Raw genomic sequence first — 18,792 nt, 5'->3', positions numbered from 1 at the left:
ACGGTAACGCTAACAGTGCCTGTTCCCATGGGGTTGCGCTAACAACCACATGTTCGTGCAGCATAGTTTTTTGCCCTGCCGGAAATGCCCCCTAGGTTTTTTCTGCAGACGCACAGGCAATGGACAGCAGGAAAGGCCGCGCAAGGGTGCCGGGGGGAGGACGGCACCGCGCGGACATGGTGCATGGAAGAAGAACTGAGCGAGATCGGCCAGCAGGTGGCCGAGATTTCCGAGCTGGACCAGCTCGAGCAACAGGTGGCGGATTTTTCCGAGACGGTGGAGGCGATAATCCCGGTGCTGCCGGGCTGGGTGATGCCCGCGGCGGTGCTGGGATTGGCCTTTCTGATCGGGGTGCTGGCCTTCCGGCTGGTGTTCGGGATCCTGACCCGGCTGGTGGCGAAGCGCGATCTCTTTTGGCGCAGCCTCGTGTCGCGCACACGAAGGCCGCTGCGCATGGGGCTGGTGGTGTTCTTCCTGGCGATCGGCGTGGCAGTGGCGCCGTTGGATGCGGTCTGGCGCGATCTTGCGCAGCACGCGCTGCTGATCGCCTTCATCATCCTCGTGGCCTGGGTGGTGCACACGGCGCTGAACATCTGGACGACGGTGAGGCTGCGCAAGTTCTCGCTCGACGCCGAAGACAATTTCCTTGCCCGCAAGCACGTGACCCAGAGCCGGATCCTCGTGCGGCTGACAGGCTGGCTGATCCTCATCGTCACGATCTCGGCGATCCTGATGACCTTCCCGGGCGTGCGGCAATGGGGGGTGTCGCTTCTGGCTTCCGCGGGGGCTGCGGGCATCGTTGTCGGCTTTGCCTTCCAGCCAGTGCTGAAGAACCTGATCGCCGGCATCCAGCTGGCGATCACCCAGCCGATCCGCATCGACGACGCGGTGATCGTCGAGGGCGAATGGGGCTGGATCGAAGAGATTACAGGGACTTACGTGGTAATCAAGATCTGGGACTGGCGGCGGCTGATCGTGCCCTTGAGCTATTTCATCGAGCAGCCGTTCCAGAACTGGACGCGCGATGGGTCCTCGCTGATCGGCGGGGTGCTGCTCTATCTCGACCATTGCGCCGACATCGGCCGCATCCGTGACAAGATGAACGAGATCTGCCGCGAGAGCGAACTCTGGGACGGCAATGTCTGCCACCTGCAGGTGAACGACTTCCGCGAGCGGGTGATGGAGATCCGCATCCTCGCCTCGGCCCGCAATGCGCCGCGCACCTACGACCTGCGCTGCGAAATCCGCGAGAAGCTGATTACCTGGATCCAGCGCGAGATGCCCGAGGCGCTGCCACGGACCCGCGAGACGGTCTCGGTGGATGCGGCGAACAGCGTCACCGCGCCGGGGATCGAGGTCGTCGGCGGGTAAGGCGGATACCGGGGGCTCAGAGCCCCCGGTTCACGTCCCGCTGCTGCGCCCGGGCCAGCCGGTGCTCGCGGACGAATGTGTAGAGACCGGCGGCGAGGATCAGCGTGGCCCCCGCATAGGTCCAGCCGTCGGGGCGTTCGCCGAAGATCAACATGCCGAGGCTCGCGGTGAAGATCAGCCGGGTGTAGCGGAAGGGCGAGACCGCCGCGACCTCGGCCATGCGCATGGCGTTGGTCACTGCGAGGTAGCCACCCGCGGTCACCGCAACGGCCGCCGCCATGGGCAGGATTGCGGCGCCGGTGAAGACCGGCGCGCGGCCCGACATGAGAAGCAGCGCAAGGCCGACCGGCGCGATGGAAACCATGCCCCAGGCCGAGACCGCCACCGAGGGGATCGCGGCGGGCAGGGTGCGGGTTACCAGATCCCGTGCGGCGAGACCGATCACACCGACCACGGCAAAGATTTCCCAGCCGGTGAATTCCGTGCCGAAGGGGCGGATCACCATCAGCATGCCGACGAGGCCCACGCCGATCGCCGACCAGCGGCGCCAGCCGACGCTTTCCCCCAGAAAGAGTGCGGCGCCCAGCGTCACCGCCAGCGGCGCGGTCTGCATGATTGCCGCCATGACCGAGAGCGGGATGTAGGTCAGCCCGATGATCATGCCCAGCCCGCCGACCATCTCGAAGAGGTTGCGCAGGAGCACCCGGGGATGCAGCGCGTCGGCGCGGCGCAACGGCAGTTTCTTGAGCTTCGCGAGAATGAGGAAGACGATGCAGCCGCCGAGTCCGATGGCCATCATGACCTGGCCGGAAGGCGCCTGCAGCGTCGACAGCTTGATGAAGGCGTCGCTGAGAGCCAGCAACGCCATGCCAAGCACCATCAGGGCGATGGCGCGAAGGGTATCCATTGTCTTGTCTTCCGATCAGGTAATGACGTCGGGCGCGTCGCGTCCGGTGCGTGTCTTGATGCCCGCAATGGCCTCGGCCGCGGCGATCACCGGCGCCAGCGCGACCTGCGGATCGAGCGCGAACTTGGCGGGGTCGGTCTCGACCTTCTCGAGGTAGACGCGCAGCGTGGCGCCCTCGGTGCCGGTGCCCGACAGGCGCAGCACGAGGCGGGAGCCGCCCTCGAAGCCGATCTGCAGGCCCTGCTTCTCGGCGCGCGAGCCGTCGACCGGATCGTCGTAGGCGAACTCTTCTGCCGAGGTGACCTTCATCCCCGCGACCTCATTGCCCGGCAGTACGCCGAGCTGCTCGCGCACGTGGTCCATCAGCCCGTTTGCCGCCTCGCTGTCGACACCCTCGTAGTCATGGCGCGAGTAGTAGTTGCGGCCATATTCCTTCCAATGGGCGTCCATCAGCTCGGCGACCAAGCACTGCTTCCTGGCCAGCACGTTGAGCCAGAAGAGCACGGCCCAGAGCCCGTCCTTCTCGCGCACGTGGTCAGAGCCGGTGCCGGCGCTTTCCTCGCCGCAGAGCGTGGCGCGGCCCGCGTCGAGCAGGTTGCCGAAGAACTTCCAGCCGGTGGGCGTGGCGTAGCAGTCGATGCCGAGGCCCTCTGCCACCCGGTCCACCGCGCCCGAGGTGGGCATGGAGCGCGCGACGCCCTTCAGGCCCTCCGCATAGGCCGGGACCAGCGTGGCATTGGCGGCCAGAACCGCGAGGCTGTCCGAGGGGGTCACGTAGCAATGCTTGCCGACGATCATGTTGCGGTCGCCGTCACCATCCGAGGCCGCACCGAAGTCCGGCGCATGGTCGCCCATCATCTCGTCCATCAGCGTCTTGGCCCAGATCGGGTTGGGATCCGGATGGCCCTTGCCGAAGTCGGGAAGCGGGATGGCGTTGATCACCGTGCCGGGGCCGGCGCCCAGTTCCTCTTCGAGGATCATCCGCGCGTAGGGGCCGGTCACCGCGTGCATGGCGTCGAAGCGCATGGTGAAGCCGGAGCGGAACAGCGCATGGATGGCGTCGAAGTCGAAGATTTCCTTCATCAGCTCGGCGTAATCGGCAACCGGATCGACGATCTCGATCTCCATGTCGCCGAGCATCACCGTGCCGGTGCCCGCAAGACCCACGTCTTGACTGTCGAGGATGCGGAATTCGGTGATCGTCTTGGTGGCCTCGAAGATCTTGTCGGTGATGCCTTCGGGAGCCGGGCCGCCGTTGCCGGCGTTGTATTTCACGCCGAAGTCCCCCTCGGGGCCGCCCGGGTTGTGGCTGGCCGACAGGATGATGCCGCCGTCGGCACCGCGCTTGCGGATCAGGTTCGACGCGGCGGGGGTCGAGAGCAGGGCGCGCTCGCCGACGATCACCTTCTTCGCGCCGCTGGCCGCGGCCATGCGCAGCACGACCTGCGCGGCCTGGGAGTTGAAATGACGTCCGTCACCGCCGAGCACGAGGGTCTTGCCCTCGACGCCGCCGATGCCGTTCCAGATGCTTTGAATGAAATTCTCGAGGTAGTGGTGGCTCTGGAAGACGGTTGTCTTCTTGCGCAGGCCGGACGTGCCCGGTTTCTGGCCCTCGATCGGCTCGGTGGGAACGGTACGGATATGCGTCATGTCTGTCTCCTTCGCCCGGATGCTTCCATGATCCGGGCGGCATTGGCAAGAACGGGTGTGTTTGCAATCTCTTGCGGACCGATAGGCAGGCGCTGGCGCCAGTTGGGATATTCCGAGACAGTGCCCGGAAGGTTGGGCTGCACGTCGCTGTCCAGCAGGTCCTCGACCTGCACGGCGACCAGCCGCGAACGGGTGGCGGCAAGCATGTGGAACATAGCCTCAGGCGCCTCCGGGGCAAGGTCGCCGCGGAACTGGCCGCTGAGCCAGTCAAAGCCGGCGATCTCGCGCCCGCGCCATCCGCGCATCCCCTCGGCGTGGTCGGGCGGGGTGAGGCCGATCTCGACCCGGGTGTCGATCTCGCGCCCGGCGCGCCAGCCTTTCCAGGTGGGCAGATCGTGCGTGGTGAAGCTGGCGATCACCGCCTCGTCGTAATCCTCGGGGCGTTTGAACTCGGGCGGATCGCCGCGGTGCTCGAAGCAGGCGAGGCGGCAGCCGAGAAGGCCGCTCTCGTCCATCGCCGCGTGGAGGCCGTCGGGGATCACTCCGAGATCCTCGCCGATGATCACCCCACCGCAGCGTGCGGCCTCGATCCGAGCCACGGCGAACATCGCCTCGCGCGGCATCTGCACGTAGGCGCCGGGAAGCTCGCCGCCCTCGGGCACCCAGTAGGCGCGCTCGAAGCCGATGATGTGGTCGATCCGCAGCATGCCGCAGAACCGCAGTTGCTGCCGCAGGGTGAGGGCAAGGGCCTCGAAACCCGTCGCCTCCAGCGCCACAGGGTTGAACGGGGCGAGGTGCCAATTCTGCCCCTGCGGCGCGAAAGCATCGGGCGGCGCGCCAAGGCTGGCACCGGTGGCAAAACTGCTGCGGTCGGTCCAGGTCTCTGCGCCATGCGGATGGGTGCCGACGGCGAGGTCGAGGTAAAGCCCGTGGCGCATGCCAGCATCCAAGGCCCGGCGCTGGGTCGCGGCGACCGCACCCTCGGCGGCGTATTGCAGCCAGGCGTGAAAACGCAGCCGGTCGGCAAGATCGCGGGCCGCTTGTGCCACCTGCGGGCTTTCCGGGTCACGGTAGGCGGGGTCCCAGCTGTCCCAATAGGCCCCGAGCTTTTCCGACAGCGCCTGATGCAGCGCGAAGCGCCGCAGCTCCTCGCCCTCGGTGCGCAGCCAGCTGTCGAAGCCGGGGCCGGGGCGCGCGTTGTGGAACTCGGCTTCCAGCGCGGCAAGCCGGGCCGGGGTCTCGGCGGCGAAATCCACCAGCGGGCCGGGTTTGACCGAAGTGGCGGTGGGCAGGTAGAGCGGCGACAGGCGGCGGCGGTGCGAGGGGGTATAGGGGCTGAAGCCGCCGGGGTCGGCCACGTGGAAGCCCGCGTGGATCGGGTTGATCCCGAGAAAGCCGGCGCCCTGCGCCGCCGCGCCCTCTGCGATGACCGCCAGGTCGTCAAAGGCGCCGATGCCGCCCACGCCCTCTGGCCGCAGGCAAGCGAGCGGCACCATAAGGCCCCAGTCGCGCTCCGGCAGCGGCAGGCGCGGTGGGGCGCTGAGCAGCCAGCAGGTCTCGCCCTGCGCCTCGAGCCTGTGCCGTCCCATGGGCAGGGCGGGCAGGCGGCCGGTGCCCTCGATCCCGCGCCCGTCCTCGAGCGTGATCTGCCACTCGCCCGGCACACCCAGACCGGGCGGCTCGGCGTGGGTGCAGACGTGCCACTTCGGAAGCTGGCGCGCGGGCTGCGTGTCGGCCGCATCAAGCCCCATGGCCGACAGCAGCGCGGCTTTGGTCTCGGGCGGCGTGGCGTGCCAATGGCCGTAGAGGTCGCGGTAGTCGCCCAGAATGCCGGCCTGTGCGGCGCGGGTGTCGAGATCGCTCATCAGGCCTCCTCTCCAAGCAGCAGCACCGAGTTCGCCGCCAGGGTCACCGTGCCGCCAAGCCGCAGGGGTTCGGCCCCGGGATCGGCGGTGTCGATGTGGCGGACCCAGCCAAAGCCCTCGCCGGGCTCGGGAAGGGTCAGCTCGACCTCATCGCCGGCGTTCAGCGCGATGTAGATCGCCTCTTCGCGCTGCTTGTAGAGCGGCGTGCCCGAGGCCATGCGGAACTCGGCGCAGAGCACTTTGAGATGGCCGTTGGTCCAGTCGGCCCGGGTCATCTGCTGGCCGTCAGGCCGCCACCAGAAGAGATCCGGCACCCCGTCGACCCGGCGCGGGCGCGAGTGCAGGTAGCGGCGCTGGCGCAGGATAGGGTGCGCCTTGCGGAAGGCGATCAGCTTTCGGGTGAAGGCATGGAACTCGGCGTCGCGGCTGTCCCAGTCGATCCAGCCGGTCTCGTTGTCCTGCGCGTAGGCGTTGTTGTTGCCACTCTGGGAGTTGCCGATCTCGTCGCCCGCGAGGATCATCGGCGTGCCCTGGCTCATCAGCAGCGTCGCCATCAGGTTGCGGCGGCGCAGGGCGCGGGCCTCGAGTATCGCCTGATCTTCGGTCGGGCCTTCGACGCCCATGTTATCCGAATGGTTTTCGCCGTGGCCGTCTCGGTTGTTCTCGCCATTGGCCTCATTGTGGCGATGGTTGTAGGAGACCACGTCCATCAGGGTGAAGCCGTCATGGGCGGTGAGCAGGTTGACCGAAGCGGTGGCATTTCGGCCCGAGTGATCGAACAGCCCGGCCGAGCCGGTGATCCGGTCGGCCATCACCGGCACATGCCCCAGATCGCCGCGCCAGAAGCGCCGTACGCCGTCGCGATACTGGTCGTTCCACTCGCTGAATGGCGGAGGATAGCCGCCAAGCTGGTAGCCGCCCGGGCCGATATCCCAGGGCTCGGCGATCAGCTTCTTGGCGGCCAGCACAGGGTCCTGCCGCAGCGCCTTGAAGAAGGCGGAGTTGCGGTCGAAGCCCTGCGGCGTACGGCCGAGCGTCGAGCACAGGTCGAAACGGAAGCCGTCGACGCCCATGGTGGTGGCCCAGTAGCGCAGGCTGTCCATCACCATGCGCAGCACCATCGGGTGGTCGATGTTGAGAGTGTTGCCGGTGCCGGTGTCGTTGATGTAGCCGCGCTTGTCTTCCGGCAGGCGATAGTAGCTGAGGTTGTCGAGCCCCCGGAAGCTGAGCGTCGGCCCGTGCTCGTCGCCCTCGCAGCTGTGGTTGTACACCACGTCGAGGATCACCTCGATCCCGGCTGCGTGCAGCCGCGCGACCATGTGCTGGAATTCCCAGAGCGCGCCCTGGTCGAGATAGCGCGGGTCGGGGGCGAAGAAGCCCAGCGTCTGGTAACCCCAGTAGTTCTTGAGCCCCTTGTCGACGAGGAACCTGTCGTTGAGGAAGGCGTGCACCGGCAGCAGCTCGATGGCGGTGATGCCGAGGTCGGTCAGGTAGTCCAGCACCGGATCCGAGGCGATGCCGAGGAACTTGCCCGGATGCTCGGCGCCGGGAAAGCGCTGGGTCAGCCCCTTCACATGCGCCTCGTAGATGACGCTCTTCGCCAGCCGGGTTTCGGGGGGCTGCGTGCCGCCCCAGTCAAAGCTGGCGTCGACCACCACGGCCTTGGGCATGTAGGGCGCGCTGTCGGCGGTGTTGCGGGTCTCGAGGCCGCCGTAGAGCGCGTCGTTCCACACGGGATGGCCGGTGATGCGCCGGGCGTAGGGGTCGAGCAGCAGCTTGTGCGGATTGAAGCGGTGGCCCTGCTTCGGCTGGAAAGGGCCGTCGACGCGGAAGCCGTAGTGCTGGCCCGGGGTCAGCCCGGGCACCCGCCCGTGCCAGACGTCGCCGTCGCGTTCGGGCAGGGGGAGCCGATAGGTTTCCGTGCCATCCTCGTCGAAGAGACAGAGCGTGACGGCCTCGGCATGGGCGGAAAACACCGCGAAGTTCACGCCATCGCCGTCGAAGGTCGCGCCGAGCGGAGTCGCGGATCCCGCGAGGATGACCGGCTCGCTCATCTATGCCTCATGGCTGTTTGGCCTTCACCATATCCTGGTAGAGCGCCGCGTATTTCGCCGCCGAATGGGTCCAGCTGACCGGCGAGGCCATGGCATTGGTCATCATGCGCGTCCAGGTTTCCTTGTCCTGGTACAGAGTTATAAGCCGCATCATCGCCTGGGCCAGTGCCTGCGCGCTGACAGGGTGGAATTGCAGGCCGGTTGCACAGCCCGCTGCCAATCCTGCAGGCGATGCGTTGATCACCGTGTCCGCCAGGCCGCCCGTGAGCGCCACAAGTGGCAGGGTGCCGTAGCGCAGGCCGTAGAGCTGGGTAAGACCGCAGGGCTCGAAGCGCGACGGCACGAGAATCGCATCGCCCCCGGCCATCAGCCGCTGCGCGAGGTCCTCGTCGTAGCCGATGCGCACGGCGACGCCGGGGTGTTTCTGCGCCTTGCGCTGAAAAGCCTCCTCGAGCCCCGGGTTGCCCGAGCCGAGCAGCGCCAGTTGGCCGCCACGGTCGAGCAGAGCCGGCAGCGCCTGCATCAGGATGTCGAGGCCCTTCTGTTCGGTCAGCCGCGAGATCACCACGCAGAGCGGGCCGGGCCAGTCGTCCGGCAGGTCCAGTTCCTTGCGCAGCGCGGCCTTGTGCTTGGCCTTCTCGGCGATGGTCTTGTAGGGCGGCGTCCAGAGCGCCTCGTCGATGCCGTTGAGGATGCCGACCATGTCTTCCTGACGTTCGCGCAGCACCCCGTCGAGCCCCATGCCGAATTCCTTGGTCATCAGCTCGGAGGCATAGGTGGGCGACACGGTCGAGAGCTTGTCGGAATAGACCAGACCGGCTTTCAGCGCCGAGACGCTGTCCCAGAACTCGTAACCGCGCTGGTGGAAGCCCGTGCGCGGCAGGCCGAGCGTGCCGATGCGCGAGGCCGAGGCCATGCCCTGGAAGGCGATGTTGTGGATGGTCATCAGCGTCGAGACCCGTCCCGCCGCACCGAGCTCGCGCAGGTAGAGCGGCGCGAAACCGGCCTGCCAGTCGTGGCAGTGCAGGATTTGCGGGTGCCAGTCCTCGATCCCGTCGGCACCGATCATCGCGGCCACCGAGGAGAGCGCGGCAAAGCGCTCGGGGTTGTCGCGCCAGTCGTTGCCCTTCGGGTCCATGTAGGGGCCGCCATCGCGATCGAAGAGATGTGGTGCCTCGAGCACGTAGAGCACCTGCTTGCTCTTGGCGTCACCCAGCGGCGCCTTCAGCACCCGCGCCGGGCCGCCGAAGAGATCGCCGTATTCGGCCGCGACCGTCGGCGCGGCAAGCTTATCGATGACCTGCCGATAGCCCGGCAGAAGAACCCGCATGTCGACCCCGTGCACCGCCAGCGCGCCGGGCAGGGCGCCGACCACATCGGCAAGCCCTCCAGTCTTGATCAGCGGCACACATTCCGAGGCGACAGACAGGACACGAGTCATTTGGCGGCTTCCCTCCGGTCGAGCATTCCTTGCGTGATCAGCGTCACGCCGCCGGGCGTGACACGGAACCACTTAGCGTCTTCCTCCGGATCCTCGCCGACCACAAGCCCCTCGGGGATATGCACCCCTCGATTGACCACCGCATTTGTCAGACGTGCATGCCTGGAGACATAGACATTCGGCAGAAGTACCACACGTTCGAGCGATGCATATGAATTCGTGTGAACTTTGGTGAACAGCAGCGACTCGCGGATCTCCGTGCCGGAGATGATGCAGCCGCCGGCGATCAACGAGCTGACGGCCGAGCCGCGGCGGTCTTCCTCGTCGTGGATGAACTTCGCCGGGGGCACAACCTCGCCGTAGGTCCAGATCGGCCAGTCGGTGTCCCAGAGATCGAGCTCGGGATCGAAGTTGGTCAGATCGATGTTGGCCCGCCAGAAGGCGTCCACCGTGCCGACGTCGCGCCAGTAGGCCGGCTTGCCGGCCTCGCGCACGCAGCTGTCCTCGAAACGGTGCGCCTGCGCGCCGCCGGCGGCGACGATTTCGGGGATCATGTCGTTGCCGAAATCATGCGTGGAGCTTTCGGAGCCCAGATCCTCCATCAGCTTGCCGCGCAGGTATTGCCAGTCGAAGACGTAGATGCCCATGCTGACCAGCGTCTTCTCGGGATCGTCGGGCAGGCCGGGCGGATCCTTGGGCTTTTCGAGGAAGGAGGTGATCCGGTCGCTCTCGTTCACCGCCATGCAGCCGAAGGCGCTGGCCTCGTGGCGGTCCACCGTCAGGCAGCCGACGGTCACCTGAGCGCCGCTGTCGACGTGCTGCTGCAGCATCTCCTCGTAGTCCATCTTGTAGATATGGTCGCCGGCGAGGATGACGATGTAGTCGATGTCGTAGCTGTCGATGATGTCGATGTTCTGCGCCACCGCATCCACCGTGCCGCGATACCACGTCTGCTCGTTGTAGCGTTGCGAGGCGGGCAGGATGTCGAGGAACTCGTTGCGCTCGGCACGGAAGAAGTTCCAGCCGCGCTGGCAATGACGGATCAGGCTGTGCGCCTTGTACTGGGTCGCCAGCGCGATCTTGCGGATGCCGGAATTGAGCGCGTTGGACAGGGCAAAGTCGATGATCCGCGCCTTGCCGCCGAAATAGACGGCCGGTTTCACCCGGAAATTAGTCAACTCGTGCAGTCGCGAGCCACGGCCTCCCGCAAGCACGAAGGCCATGCTGCGGCTCGCGAGCCTCTGGGAACGTCGGGGCATTCGTCTCCTCCTTTAATCAATTTTTATGTGTCGGGCAGAGCCGTGACACGCGTATGAATGGATCAGCTTTCCTCGCGGACGAGGAAGATCGCCGAAAGCGGCGGCAGGAAGAGCTCGGCCGAGGCAGGGTAGCCATGGCAGGACTCGTCGTCGGCGATGACACGGCCGAAATTCCCGCGATTGCCACCGCCATAGATGCCCGCGTCGGTGTTCAGCGCCTCGCGCCAGACGCCAGTGTCGGGCAGGCCGATGCGATAGCTCGGCTGTTCCGAGGGCGTGAAGTTGCAGATCACCGCGACCTCGGGTTCGTCCAAGCGGCCGCGCCGGATCCACGAGAAGACCGAGTTGTCGGTGTCGCCTCCGGCGATCCATGCAAAACCGCCTTCTTCGGCGTCCTTCTGGTGCAGCGCGGGCGTCTCGAAGTAGAGCGTGTTGAGATCGCGGATCAGCCGCTGCATCCCGGCGTGGCTCGGATCATCGAGGCAGCCCCAGTCGATCTCGGCGTCGTGGTTCCACTCGTGGGCCTGTGCGAACTCCTGTCCCATGAACAGAAGCTTCTTGCCCGGGTGGCCCCACATGAAGCCGTAGTAGGCGCGCAGGTTGGCGAACTTCTCCCATTCGTTGCCCGGCATCTTGCCCAGCATCGAGCCCTTGCCGTGCACCACCTCGTCATGGCTGATCGGCAGGATGAAATTCTCGGAGAAGGCGTAGACCAGCCCGAAGGTCATCTGGTGGTGATGGTAGCTGCGGTAGATCGGATCCTTGCGGATGTATTCGAGCGTGTCGTTCATCCAGCCCATGTTCCACTTGAACCCGAAGCCGAGCCCGCCCTGGTCGACCGGCGAGGAGACACCCGGGTAGGCGGTGCTTTCCTCGGCCACGGTCATGATACCTGGATGCTGGCCGTAGCACTCGGTGTTCATCCGGCGCAGCATCGAGATCGCCTCGTAGTTCTCGCGCCCGCCGTCCTTGTTCGGCACCCATTCGCCCTCTGGGCGCGAGTAATCGCGGTAGAGCATCGAGGCCACCGCATCCACCCGCAGCCCGTCGGCATGGTATTCCTCGAGCCAGTAGAGCGCATTGGCGGTCAGGTAATTGGCCACCTCGGCGCGGCCGTAGTTGTAGATCAGCGTGTTCCAGTCGTGGTGGAAGCCTTCCTTGGGATCGGCGTGCTCGTAGAGCGCGGTGCCATCAAAGCGCCCGAGGCCGTGCGCGTCGCTGGGGAAATGGCCGGGCACCCAGTCGAGGATCACCCCGATCCCGGCCTCATGCGCGGCGTTTACCAGGTCGCGGAACTCATGCGGCAGCCCGTGGCGGATGGTCGGGGCAAACATGCCGATCGGCTGATAACCCCAGGAGCCGTCGAACGGATACTCGCTGACCGGCAGCAGCTCGATATGGGTGAAGCCCATCTCGCACACGTAGTCGATCAGCTCCTCGGCGGCCTCGACGTAGGAGATGGGACGCCCCCAATCCTTGCGCCGCCAAGAGGGCAGGTGCACCTCGTAGATCGAGATCGGGGCAGAGCGGCTCTGTGCCTCGGCGCGGGTCTCGATCCAGTCCTGATCGGACCATCCGTAGCCCGAGATGTCGCGCACGATCGAAGCATTGGCGGGCGGATGTTCCGAGCCGAAGCCCATGGGATCGGCCTTGCGCGGCTGCACGGTGCCGTCGGGGCCGACGATCTCGTAGCGGTAGAAGGCGCCGTCGCCAACGCCGGGAATGAAGATTTCCCAGACACCGGTATTGCCGCGCCGCCGCATGGGATGCCGAAGCCCGTCCCACCAGTTGAAGTCGCCAACCACCGAAACGCGCTTGGCATTGGGTGCCCAGACAGCGAAATGCGTGCCCTGCGCGCCCTCGTGCTCCATCACATGCGCGCCGAGCGCCTCCCAGAGCCGCCGGTGGCTGCCTTCGCCCAGCAGGTATTCGTCGATCTCGCCGAGCACCGGGCCGAAGCGGTAGGGGTCTTCCTTCTCGAAGCGATGCGGCTCGCCATCCTCGCCGTGATCCTCGCCCTCCAGCGTGTAAGCGACGTCTCCGGGCACCGGGCCGTGGAAGAAGCCGGGGACTTTGGTCGCTTCCAATGGATGGCGGACGCCCTTGACGCGCGCCCACATCCGGTCCGCGCCGGGATCATAGGCAGTGACGTATCTCTGCCCCTCGTGCTCATGCGGGCCCAGCACCGCGAACGGGTCGTCATGCTGGCCCCGCAGCAGCCGCAGCAGGGCAGACTCAGAGGGGGGGGACGCGTGGCTCATGCAATGACTGTAGCTGCTTCCGCGCCTCTGGCAATGATCTGAGACATTCAGGTGCCTGAAAGTCTTGGCAGATCAAAGAAGACTTTCGGCACCCCAGATGTCGTGCATGTAGCCCCGGATGGTCCTGTCCGACGAGAACCAGCCCGAGCGGGCGGTGTTGAGGGCGGCCATCTTCGCCCAGGCCCGCGTGTCCTTGAAGGCCGTGTCCACCTCGCGCTGCGCGCGCCAGTAATCGGTGAAATCCGAGCAGACGAGGAAGTAATCCGCGCCTTCGAGGTTGCCGGTGATGCCGTGATAGCGGTCCGGCTCGCCCGGCGAAAACCTGCCGTCGCGGATCAGGTCGAGCGCCCGCTTGAGGCGTGGGTCGGCCTGCACCGCCTTCCAGGCGTGGCCCTCGATCTTGCGGCGCTCCATCACCTCCTCGGCGGTCATGCCGAAGAGGAAGAAGTTCTCGGCCCCCACATGCTCGCGGATCTCGACGTTGGCGCCGTCGAGCGTGCCGACGGTGGGTGCGCCATTCAGCGCGAACTTCATGTTGCCGGTGCCCGAGGCTTCCTTGCCCGCGGTCGAGATCTGCTCCGAGAGATCCGCGGCGGGGATCATCCGCTCGGCGAGGCTGACGTTGTAGTTCGGCAGGAAAGCGATCTTGAGATAGGGCGCGGTCACCGGGTCGGCATTGATCACCGCGGCGGCGTCGTTGATCAGCCGGATGATGTCCTTGGCGAAGAAATAGCCCGGCGCAGCCTTGCCCCCGAAGAGCTTCAGGCGCGGCGTCCAGTCGGCATTGGGGTTGTCGCGGATCTCGGCCCAGTGGGCGATGGTCTCGAGGATGTTGAGGTGCTGGCGCTTGTACTCGTGCAATCGCTTGATCTGCACATCGAAGAGCATCTCGGGATCGACATGCAGCCCGTGCGCCTGTGCCATCCAGTTCGACAGCTCGGATTTGTTGTCGCGCTTGACCTGCGCGTAGCGGTCGAGCCAGGCCGTGTCCTCGATGAAGGGCTCCAGCTTGGTCAGCTGTTCCAGGTCATCCACCCAATCCTCACCGATCGACTCGGTGATCAGCCCGGCAAGGCGCGGGTTGCAACCGAGCAGCCAGCGACGCGGGGTGACGCCGTTGGTCTCGTTGACGATGCGGTCGGGGTGCAAGCCGTGCAATTCCTCGAAGACGGTGGTCTTCATCAGCTCGGTGTGCAGCGCCGAGACGCCGTTGACGTGATGCGCCATGACAAAACTCAGCTGCCCCATCTTCACCTGATGGTCGGCGCGCATGGAGTTCAGCCGCGAAGGGTTCTGCTTGGCGTGGGTGCTGTCGATCTGGTCGATCAGCTCGATGTGACGCGGCAGGAGCCGGCCGAAGAGCGCTTCGTCCCATGTCTCCAGCGCCTCGGGCAGCAGCGTGTGGTTGGTGTAGCTCAGGCAACCTCGGGCGATCTCCATCGACTCCTCGAACGAGAGGCCTCGCTCGTCGTGCAGCACGCGGATCAGCTCCGGCCCGGCGATGGCCGGGTGGGTGTCGTTGAGCTGGATCGCCACTTTGGACGGCAGCTTGCGCAGGTCGCCGAACTGGTTGTTGAAGCGGCGCAGGATGTCGCGCAGGGCTGCGGCGGTCAGGAAGTATTCCTGCTTGAGCCGCAGTTCCTTGCCCTGTTCGGTGGTGTCATCGGGGTAGAGCACGCGGCTGATCGTGCGGGCCAAGGCCTCTGGCTGGGCGGCCCCTGCAAAGTCGCCATGGTTGAAGCGGTCGAGATCGAACGGGTGAATCGCGCGGCCCGACCAGAGCCGCAGCGTATTGGCCCAGCGTCCTTTCCAGCCGACGACCGGCGTGTCGAAGGCCTCGGCCTCCACGACCTCGCCGGGATACCAGCGCACGGTTTCGCCGCGCTTGTCGACGTGCCCGCCGAAGCCGATACGATAGCGCACCTCAGGCCGTTCGAATTCCCAGGCGTGGCGCTGTTCGAGCCAGAGCTCGGGCTGCTCGACCTGCCGCCCGTCGACGAAGCTCTGACGGAAGAGCCCGTGCTCGTAGCGGATGCCGTAGCCATGCGCCGGGCAGCCGATAGTCGACAGGCTTTCCAGGAAGCAGGCCGCGAGACGACCGAGACCACCGTTGCCGAGCGCCGCGTCGGGCTCGTCGGAGAGCACGGTGCCGTAATCCTTGCCGAATTCCTCCAGCACGGCCTTGGCTTCCTCGACCAGCTCGAGGTTGACGATACCGTCCTCGAGCAGCCGACCGATGAGAAATTCCATCGACAGGTAGTAGACCCGTTTCGCCCCCGAGTCGTAGGTCTTGCCGGTGGCGGCGATCCAGGCATCGGTGATCCGGTCGCGCACGGCGTAGCTCAGCGCCATGCGCCAATCTTCGAGGATTGCGTGTTCCGGATCCTTGCCGAAGGAATAGCGAAGGTGCTGGAGGATGGACTCGCGCAAGGAGGCGGTAGGGGTCATGGGAAGGCACTCGCTTTGGACAAGACGAAGGGTTGCGCCGGTCGACCTAGGGCGTCTGCACGATTGATGAACAGTTTTTGTTACGCAAAGGCAACCGCCTTGCGCATTGCGCCGCGATTTAGGGCAATTCGCTCAAGTGGCAGGCACAACCCGTGAGCGCCGCATAATCGTCGGTCACAAGGCTCACCGGGAACTGGGTCATGAACTCGGCAAAGCGACCCCGGTCGGTGAAGGCCTGCTCGAAGGCACCGGTGGTCAGGTAGGGACCGAAATGCCGGGCGACGCCGCCGATCAGGTAAATGCCGCCGAAGGGCAGGGTGGTCAGCGCGAGGTTGCTGCACACCCGGCCCATCATCCGCACGAACACCTCGATGGCCCGCAGGGCACGCTCGTCGGTGCCGGCCTGAACGGCTTCCATGATTTGCTGCGCCTCGAGCGGCTCACCCGTCCCGTCCTCGTCGCAGAGCCAGGCATAGACCCTCTCGAAGCCGCGACCCGAGAGGATGTGCTCGACGCTCGGTCCCTGGTGCTTGCGTTCGATGTAGCGCAGCAGGCGCATCTCGTCGTCGGTCTGCACCGGGATCGCCACGTGGCCGGCTTCGGACGGCGGCACCAGCGTGCGATCGCCGAGCCTGAACACCGGGGCGGCGTTCATTCCGGTACCGATGCCGACGACCAGCCGCGCCGCCTGCGGGCTGGCGGGCTGACCCGGCAGGATCTCCGTCAGGCAGTCATCGGCGATATGACCCAGCGCGTGGCCCTGCGCCTGCAGGTCGTTGAGCACCGAGATGGTCTCGGCGCCGGTGGCCTCCGCCAGCGTCGGTCGGTCGATCTCCCAGTCGATGTTGGTCAACCGGCCCGCACCGTCGCGCACCGGACCGGCAACGGCGACGCAGGCCGCGTCGACCTTCGTGCCCTTCTCGGCAAGGTAGTGCTTGAGAACAGCGCCGATGCCATCGTTCTCGGCGTTGCGGTAGCGCGTCACCGATCCCTCGATCAGCTTGCCGCCTTCGGAAAGCGCAACCCGGGTGTTGGTGCCGCCGATATCCGCCAGAACTGCCGTGCCGCCGCTGCTCATGATGCTTTACTCCGTTAGCGCTCTCATAAGCGCGTGGTAAGAGGCTTTGGGCGTGCGTTCAAGAGTGTCGAAGTCCACGTGCACGAGCCCGAACCGTTTTTCGTAACCGAGGCTCCATTCGTAGTTATCGAGCAGAGACCAGGCGAAATACCCTTTCACCGGCGCGCCGCCCGCAATCGCACGACGCACCTCTGCAAGGTGATCATCGAGATAGGCGATGCGGTCCTGATCGTCCACACCGCCATCGACCAGCGGGTCGGGCGCGGCCATGCCGTTCTCGGTCACGTAGAGCGGAGTGTCGCCGGTGTATTCGGTCGCGAGCCGCGTCAGGAACTGCGACAGGCCCTGCGGGTAGATCTCCCAGTCCATGAAGGTCTTGGGCAGCGGGCCCTCGACCTCCTCCAGCGAGGGCCATGCCCCCTTGGTCGGCGCGATCACCTTGCGGGTGTAGTAGTTCAGACCACACCAGTCGAGCTTCTGCGTGATGAGACCGAAGTCGTCCTGCCAGTTCGCCGGCATGTGCGGCTCGAGCCCGTCGAGCACGATCTGCGGGTATTCCCCCTTGAACACGCCGCCGGCAAACCAACGGTTGTAGATGCCGTCGTAGAGCTCGGCGGCATGGCGCGCGTCGTCCGTGTCGTTTGCGGGCGTGGCCCATTCCATGTTGAAGACGCCGCCGAGGTTCTGCATCCCGAGCCCGCGCATGACCTCGATGGCCCGGCCATGGGCAATCAGCACGTGATGCATGGCACGGGCGGTGGCGCGGATGTCGCGCAGGCCGGGCGCGTGAAAGCCCATGAAATGCGACAGCCAGGCGACGCACCAGGGCTCGTTGATTGGCGCCACGGAATACATCCGGTCGCCGATCCGCTTCATCAGCACCTCGGTGAAATCGCCGAACCAATGCGCCACGTCGCGGTTGCGCCAGCCGCCGAGATCGGCGAGCGGCGAGGGCAGCTCCCAGTGGTAGAGCGTGGCACAAGGCTTGATCCCGCGCTCGAGCATGGCGTCGGTCAGCCGGTCGTAAAAGTCGAGCCCCTCCTGGTTCACCGCGCCGCGCCCCTCGGGGAGCACCCGCGCCCAGCTGGTCGAGAAGCGGTAGGCATCGAGCCCCGCCGCCTTCACCAGGTCGAGGTCCGCCTCAAAGCGGTGGTAGTGGTCGCAGGCGCGGTCGCCGTTCTCGGCGCGCACCACGTTGCCCGGGGTGGCGGCGAAATCATCCCAATGGGTGCGCCCCGCGCCGCCGAAGGCGTGGCCTTCGATCTGGTAGCTGGAGGTGGCGACGCCGAAGAGGAAATCCTCGGGAAAATCCTTGCGGGTGAACTGCATGGCTTGTCCTTGTCGATTCGAGGGAAAGGCGAGGGGGTGGGCCGTCGATCTTTATCGGGCGTCCTGTGGGGCGGGGCCGGTGGAGCCGCCAATGATCAGCTGAGCCTCGAGAAGTCGGGGCTGCGCCGGAAGGTCCGGGTCGGCGATATGCGCCAGCAGCATCGAGGCGGCGATGCGTCCGGCCTCGTAGACCGAGGAGCGTGTCGCGGTGAAGATCGGCACGTCCGGCCCGTTGCGCAGGAAACTCAGGTCATCGTCATGGGTGATCACCGACACGTCGCGGCCCATCTCAAGCCCGGCGGCATGGATGGCGCGGCGGATGCCGATGGCGGCGATCACCGACGAGGTGATCAGCGCCGTGGGCCGGTCGGGCAGGGCAAGCATGCGCGCCGCGCTTTCGAAGCCGTAGCTCTCGGTCATCTCACCGGCGGTCAGGTAGCGGGGATCCACGGCCACCCCGCGCGCACTCATCGCCTGTTCGAAGCCGACCCGGCGACGGTAGGCGAAATCCATGAACTCCAGACCGTTGATCAGCGCGATGCGGCGGTGGCCAAGGTCCAGCAGGAAGTCGGTGGCGCGCTGGAAGGCATGGGTGTTGTTCATGTCGACCCAGCTGTAGGGCAAGTCAAGCTCGGAGGCGCGGCCATGCACCACGAAGGGCAGGCCAAGCTGGCGCAGGAAGGGAATCCGGGCATCCTTCATCGAGGGGCCATGCACGATGATCCCGTCGACGTTGCCCTTTGCCTTGAGCCGCCGGTAATTCTCTTCCTCGTCGCGGTCGCCGGTCATCGACAGGGTCATGTCGTATCCGGCCTTGACGTATTCGTCCGATGCGCCAGCTATGAAGTCACCGAAGACCGGGTTCATCATCTGGTGGTGGGTCGACATCGGGATGACATGGCCGATGGCCATGGCGCGCCCCGTCGCCAACCCCTTTGCCCGGGCGTTCGGAGCATAGTTGAGCGTCTGCGCCGCCTCCATCACGCGCTTGCGGGTCTGCTCGTTGACCTCCGGATAGCCGTTGAGGGCACGACTCACGGTGGTCTGCGACAGATTGAGGTGCGCGGCCAGTTGCTTGAGGTTCATTGTGGAGCTTCCAAAGCGCTTCGGTATCTCGCGACACTAGCGG

The 18,792-nt window shown here is 66.0% G+C and carries 12 protein-coding genes; 1 reads left to right on the top strand and 11 read right to left on the bottom strand.

Annotated features, from left to right (window positions below):
- Positions 1-183 precede the first annotated feature (183 nt).
- A complete protein-coding gene (locus tag BM397_RS03030) occupies positions 184-1,371 on the top strand; it encodes a mechanosensitive ion channel family protein (protein WP_176806523.1) in 1,188 nt (395 codons plus the stop codon).
- Positions 1,372-1,387: 16 nt separating this feature from the next.
- Here the strand turns inward: BM397_RS03030 and BM397_RS03025 are convergent, their stop codons facing one another.
- The 11 genes from BM397_RS03025 to BM397_RS02975 all read right to left on the bottom strand — a co-directional run bounded on the left by BM397_RS03025 (position 1,388) and on the right by BM397_RS02975 (position 18,749).
- A complete protein-coding gene (locus BM397_RS03025; protein ID WP_092421596.1) occupies positions 1,388-2,278 on the bottom strand; it encodes a DMT family transporter in 891 nt (296 codons plus the stop codon).
- Between the two features lie 15 nt (positions 2,279-2,293).
- The gene (locus tag BM397_RS03020; protein WP_092421593.1) at positions 2,294-3,928 is read right to left on the bottom strand and encodes an alpha-D-glucose phosphate-specific phosphoglucomutase; all 1,635 of its coding nucleotides are present in this window, start codon (positions 3,926-3,928) and stop codon (positions 2,294-2,296) included.
- Complete coding sequence (locus BM397_RS03015) at positions 3,925-5,793, bottom strand: 4-alpha-glucanotransferase (RefSeq protein WP_092421590.1); 1,869 nt, start codon at positions 5,791-5,793, stop codon at positions 3,925-3,927. The genes BM397_RS03020 and BM397_RS03015 overlap by 4 nt, the downstream gene beginning before the upstream one ends.
- Positions 5,793-7,847, bottom strand: coding sequence for a glycogen debranching protein GlgX (gene glgX / locus BM397_RS03010; protein ID WP_092421586.1), 2,055 nt, complete (start codon positions 7,845-7,847; stop codon positions 5,793-5,795). The genes BM397_RS03015 and glgX overlap by 1 nt, the downstream gene beginning before the upstream one ends.
- 7 nt (positions 7,848-7,854) lie before the next feature.
- Positions 7,855-9,288 (bottom strand): glycogen synthase GlgA, encoded by a 1,434-nt coding sequence (gene glgA / locus BM397_RS03005; protein ID WP_092421583.1) that lies wholly within the window; start codon positions 9,286-9,288, stop codon positions 7,855-7,857.
- Entirely contained in the window at positions 9,285-10,547 is a 1,263-nt protein-coding gene (gene glgC / locus BM397_RS03000; RefSeq protein WP_092421580.1) for a glucose-1-phosphate adenylyltransferase, read from the bottom strand. Before glgC ends, glgA begins: the two co-directional genes overlap by 4 nt.
- A gap of 62 nt (positions 10,548-10,609) precedes the next feature.
- The gene (glgB, locus tag BM397_RS02995; RefSeq protein WP_092421578.1) at positions 10,610-12,808 is read right to left on the bottom strand and encodes a 1,4-alpha-glucan branching protein GlgB; all 2,199 of its coding nucleotides are present in this window, start codon (positions 12,806-12,808) and stop codon (positions 10,610-10,612) included.
- 72 nt (positions 12,809-12,880) lie between these two features.
- A complete protein-coding gene (locus BM397_RS02990; protein ID WP_092421575.1) occupies positions 12,881-15,256 on the bottom strand; it encodes a glycogen/starch/alpha-glucan phosphorylase in 2,376 nt (791 codons plus the stop codon).
- A 118-nt stretch (positions 15,257-15,374) separates the two neighbouring features.
- Entirely contained in the window at positions 15,375-16,334 is a 960-nt protein-coding gene (locus BM397_RS02985; RefSeq protein ID WP_092421572.1) for a glucokinase, read from the bottom strand.
- A gap of 6 nt (positions 16,335-16,340) precedes the next feature.
- A complete protein-coding gene (locus tag BM397_RS02980; RefSeq protein ID WP_092421568.1) occupies positions 16,341-17,663 on the bottom strand; it encodes a GH1 family beta-glucosidase in 1,323 nt (440 codons plus the stop codon).
- A gap of 51 nt (positions 17,664-17,714) precedes the next feature.
- Entirely contained in the window at positions 17,715-18,749 is a 1,035-nt protein-coding gene (locus BM397_RS02975) for a LacI family DNA-binding transcriptional regulator (RefSeq protein WP_092421566.1), read from the bottom strand.
- Positions 18,750-18,792 lie beyond the last annotated feature (43 nt).

The sequence above is a fragment of the Alloyangia pacifica genome, from assembly GCF_900116195.1.
GTDB lineage: Bacteria > Pseudomonadota > Alphaproteobacteria > Rhodobacterales > Rhodobacteraceae > Salipiger > Salipiger pacificus.
This window is presented reverse-complemented; position numbering and strand designations above follow the sequence as displayed.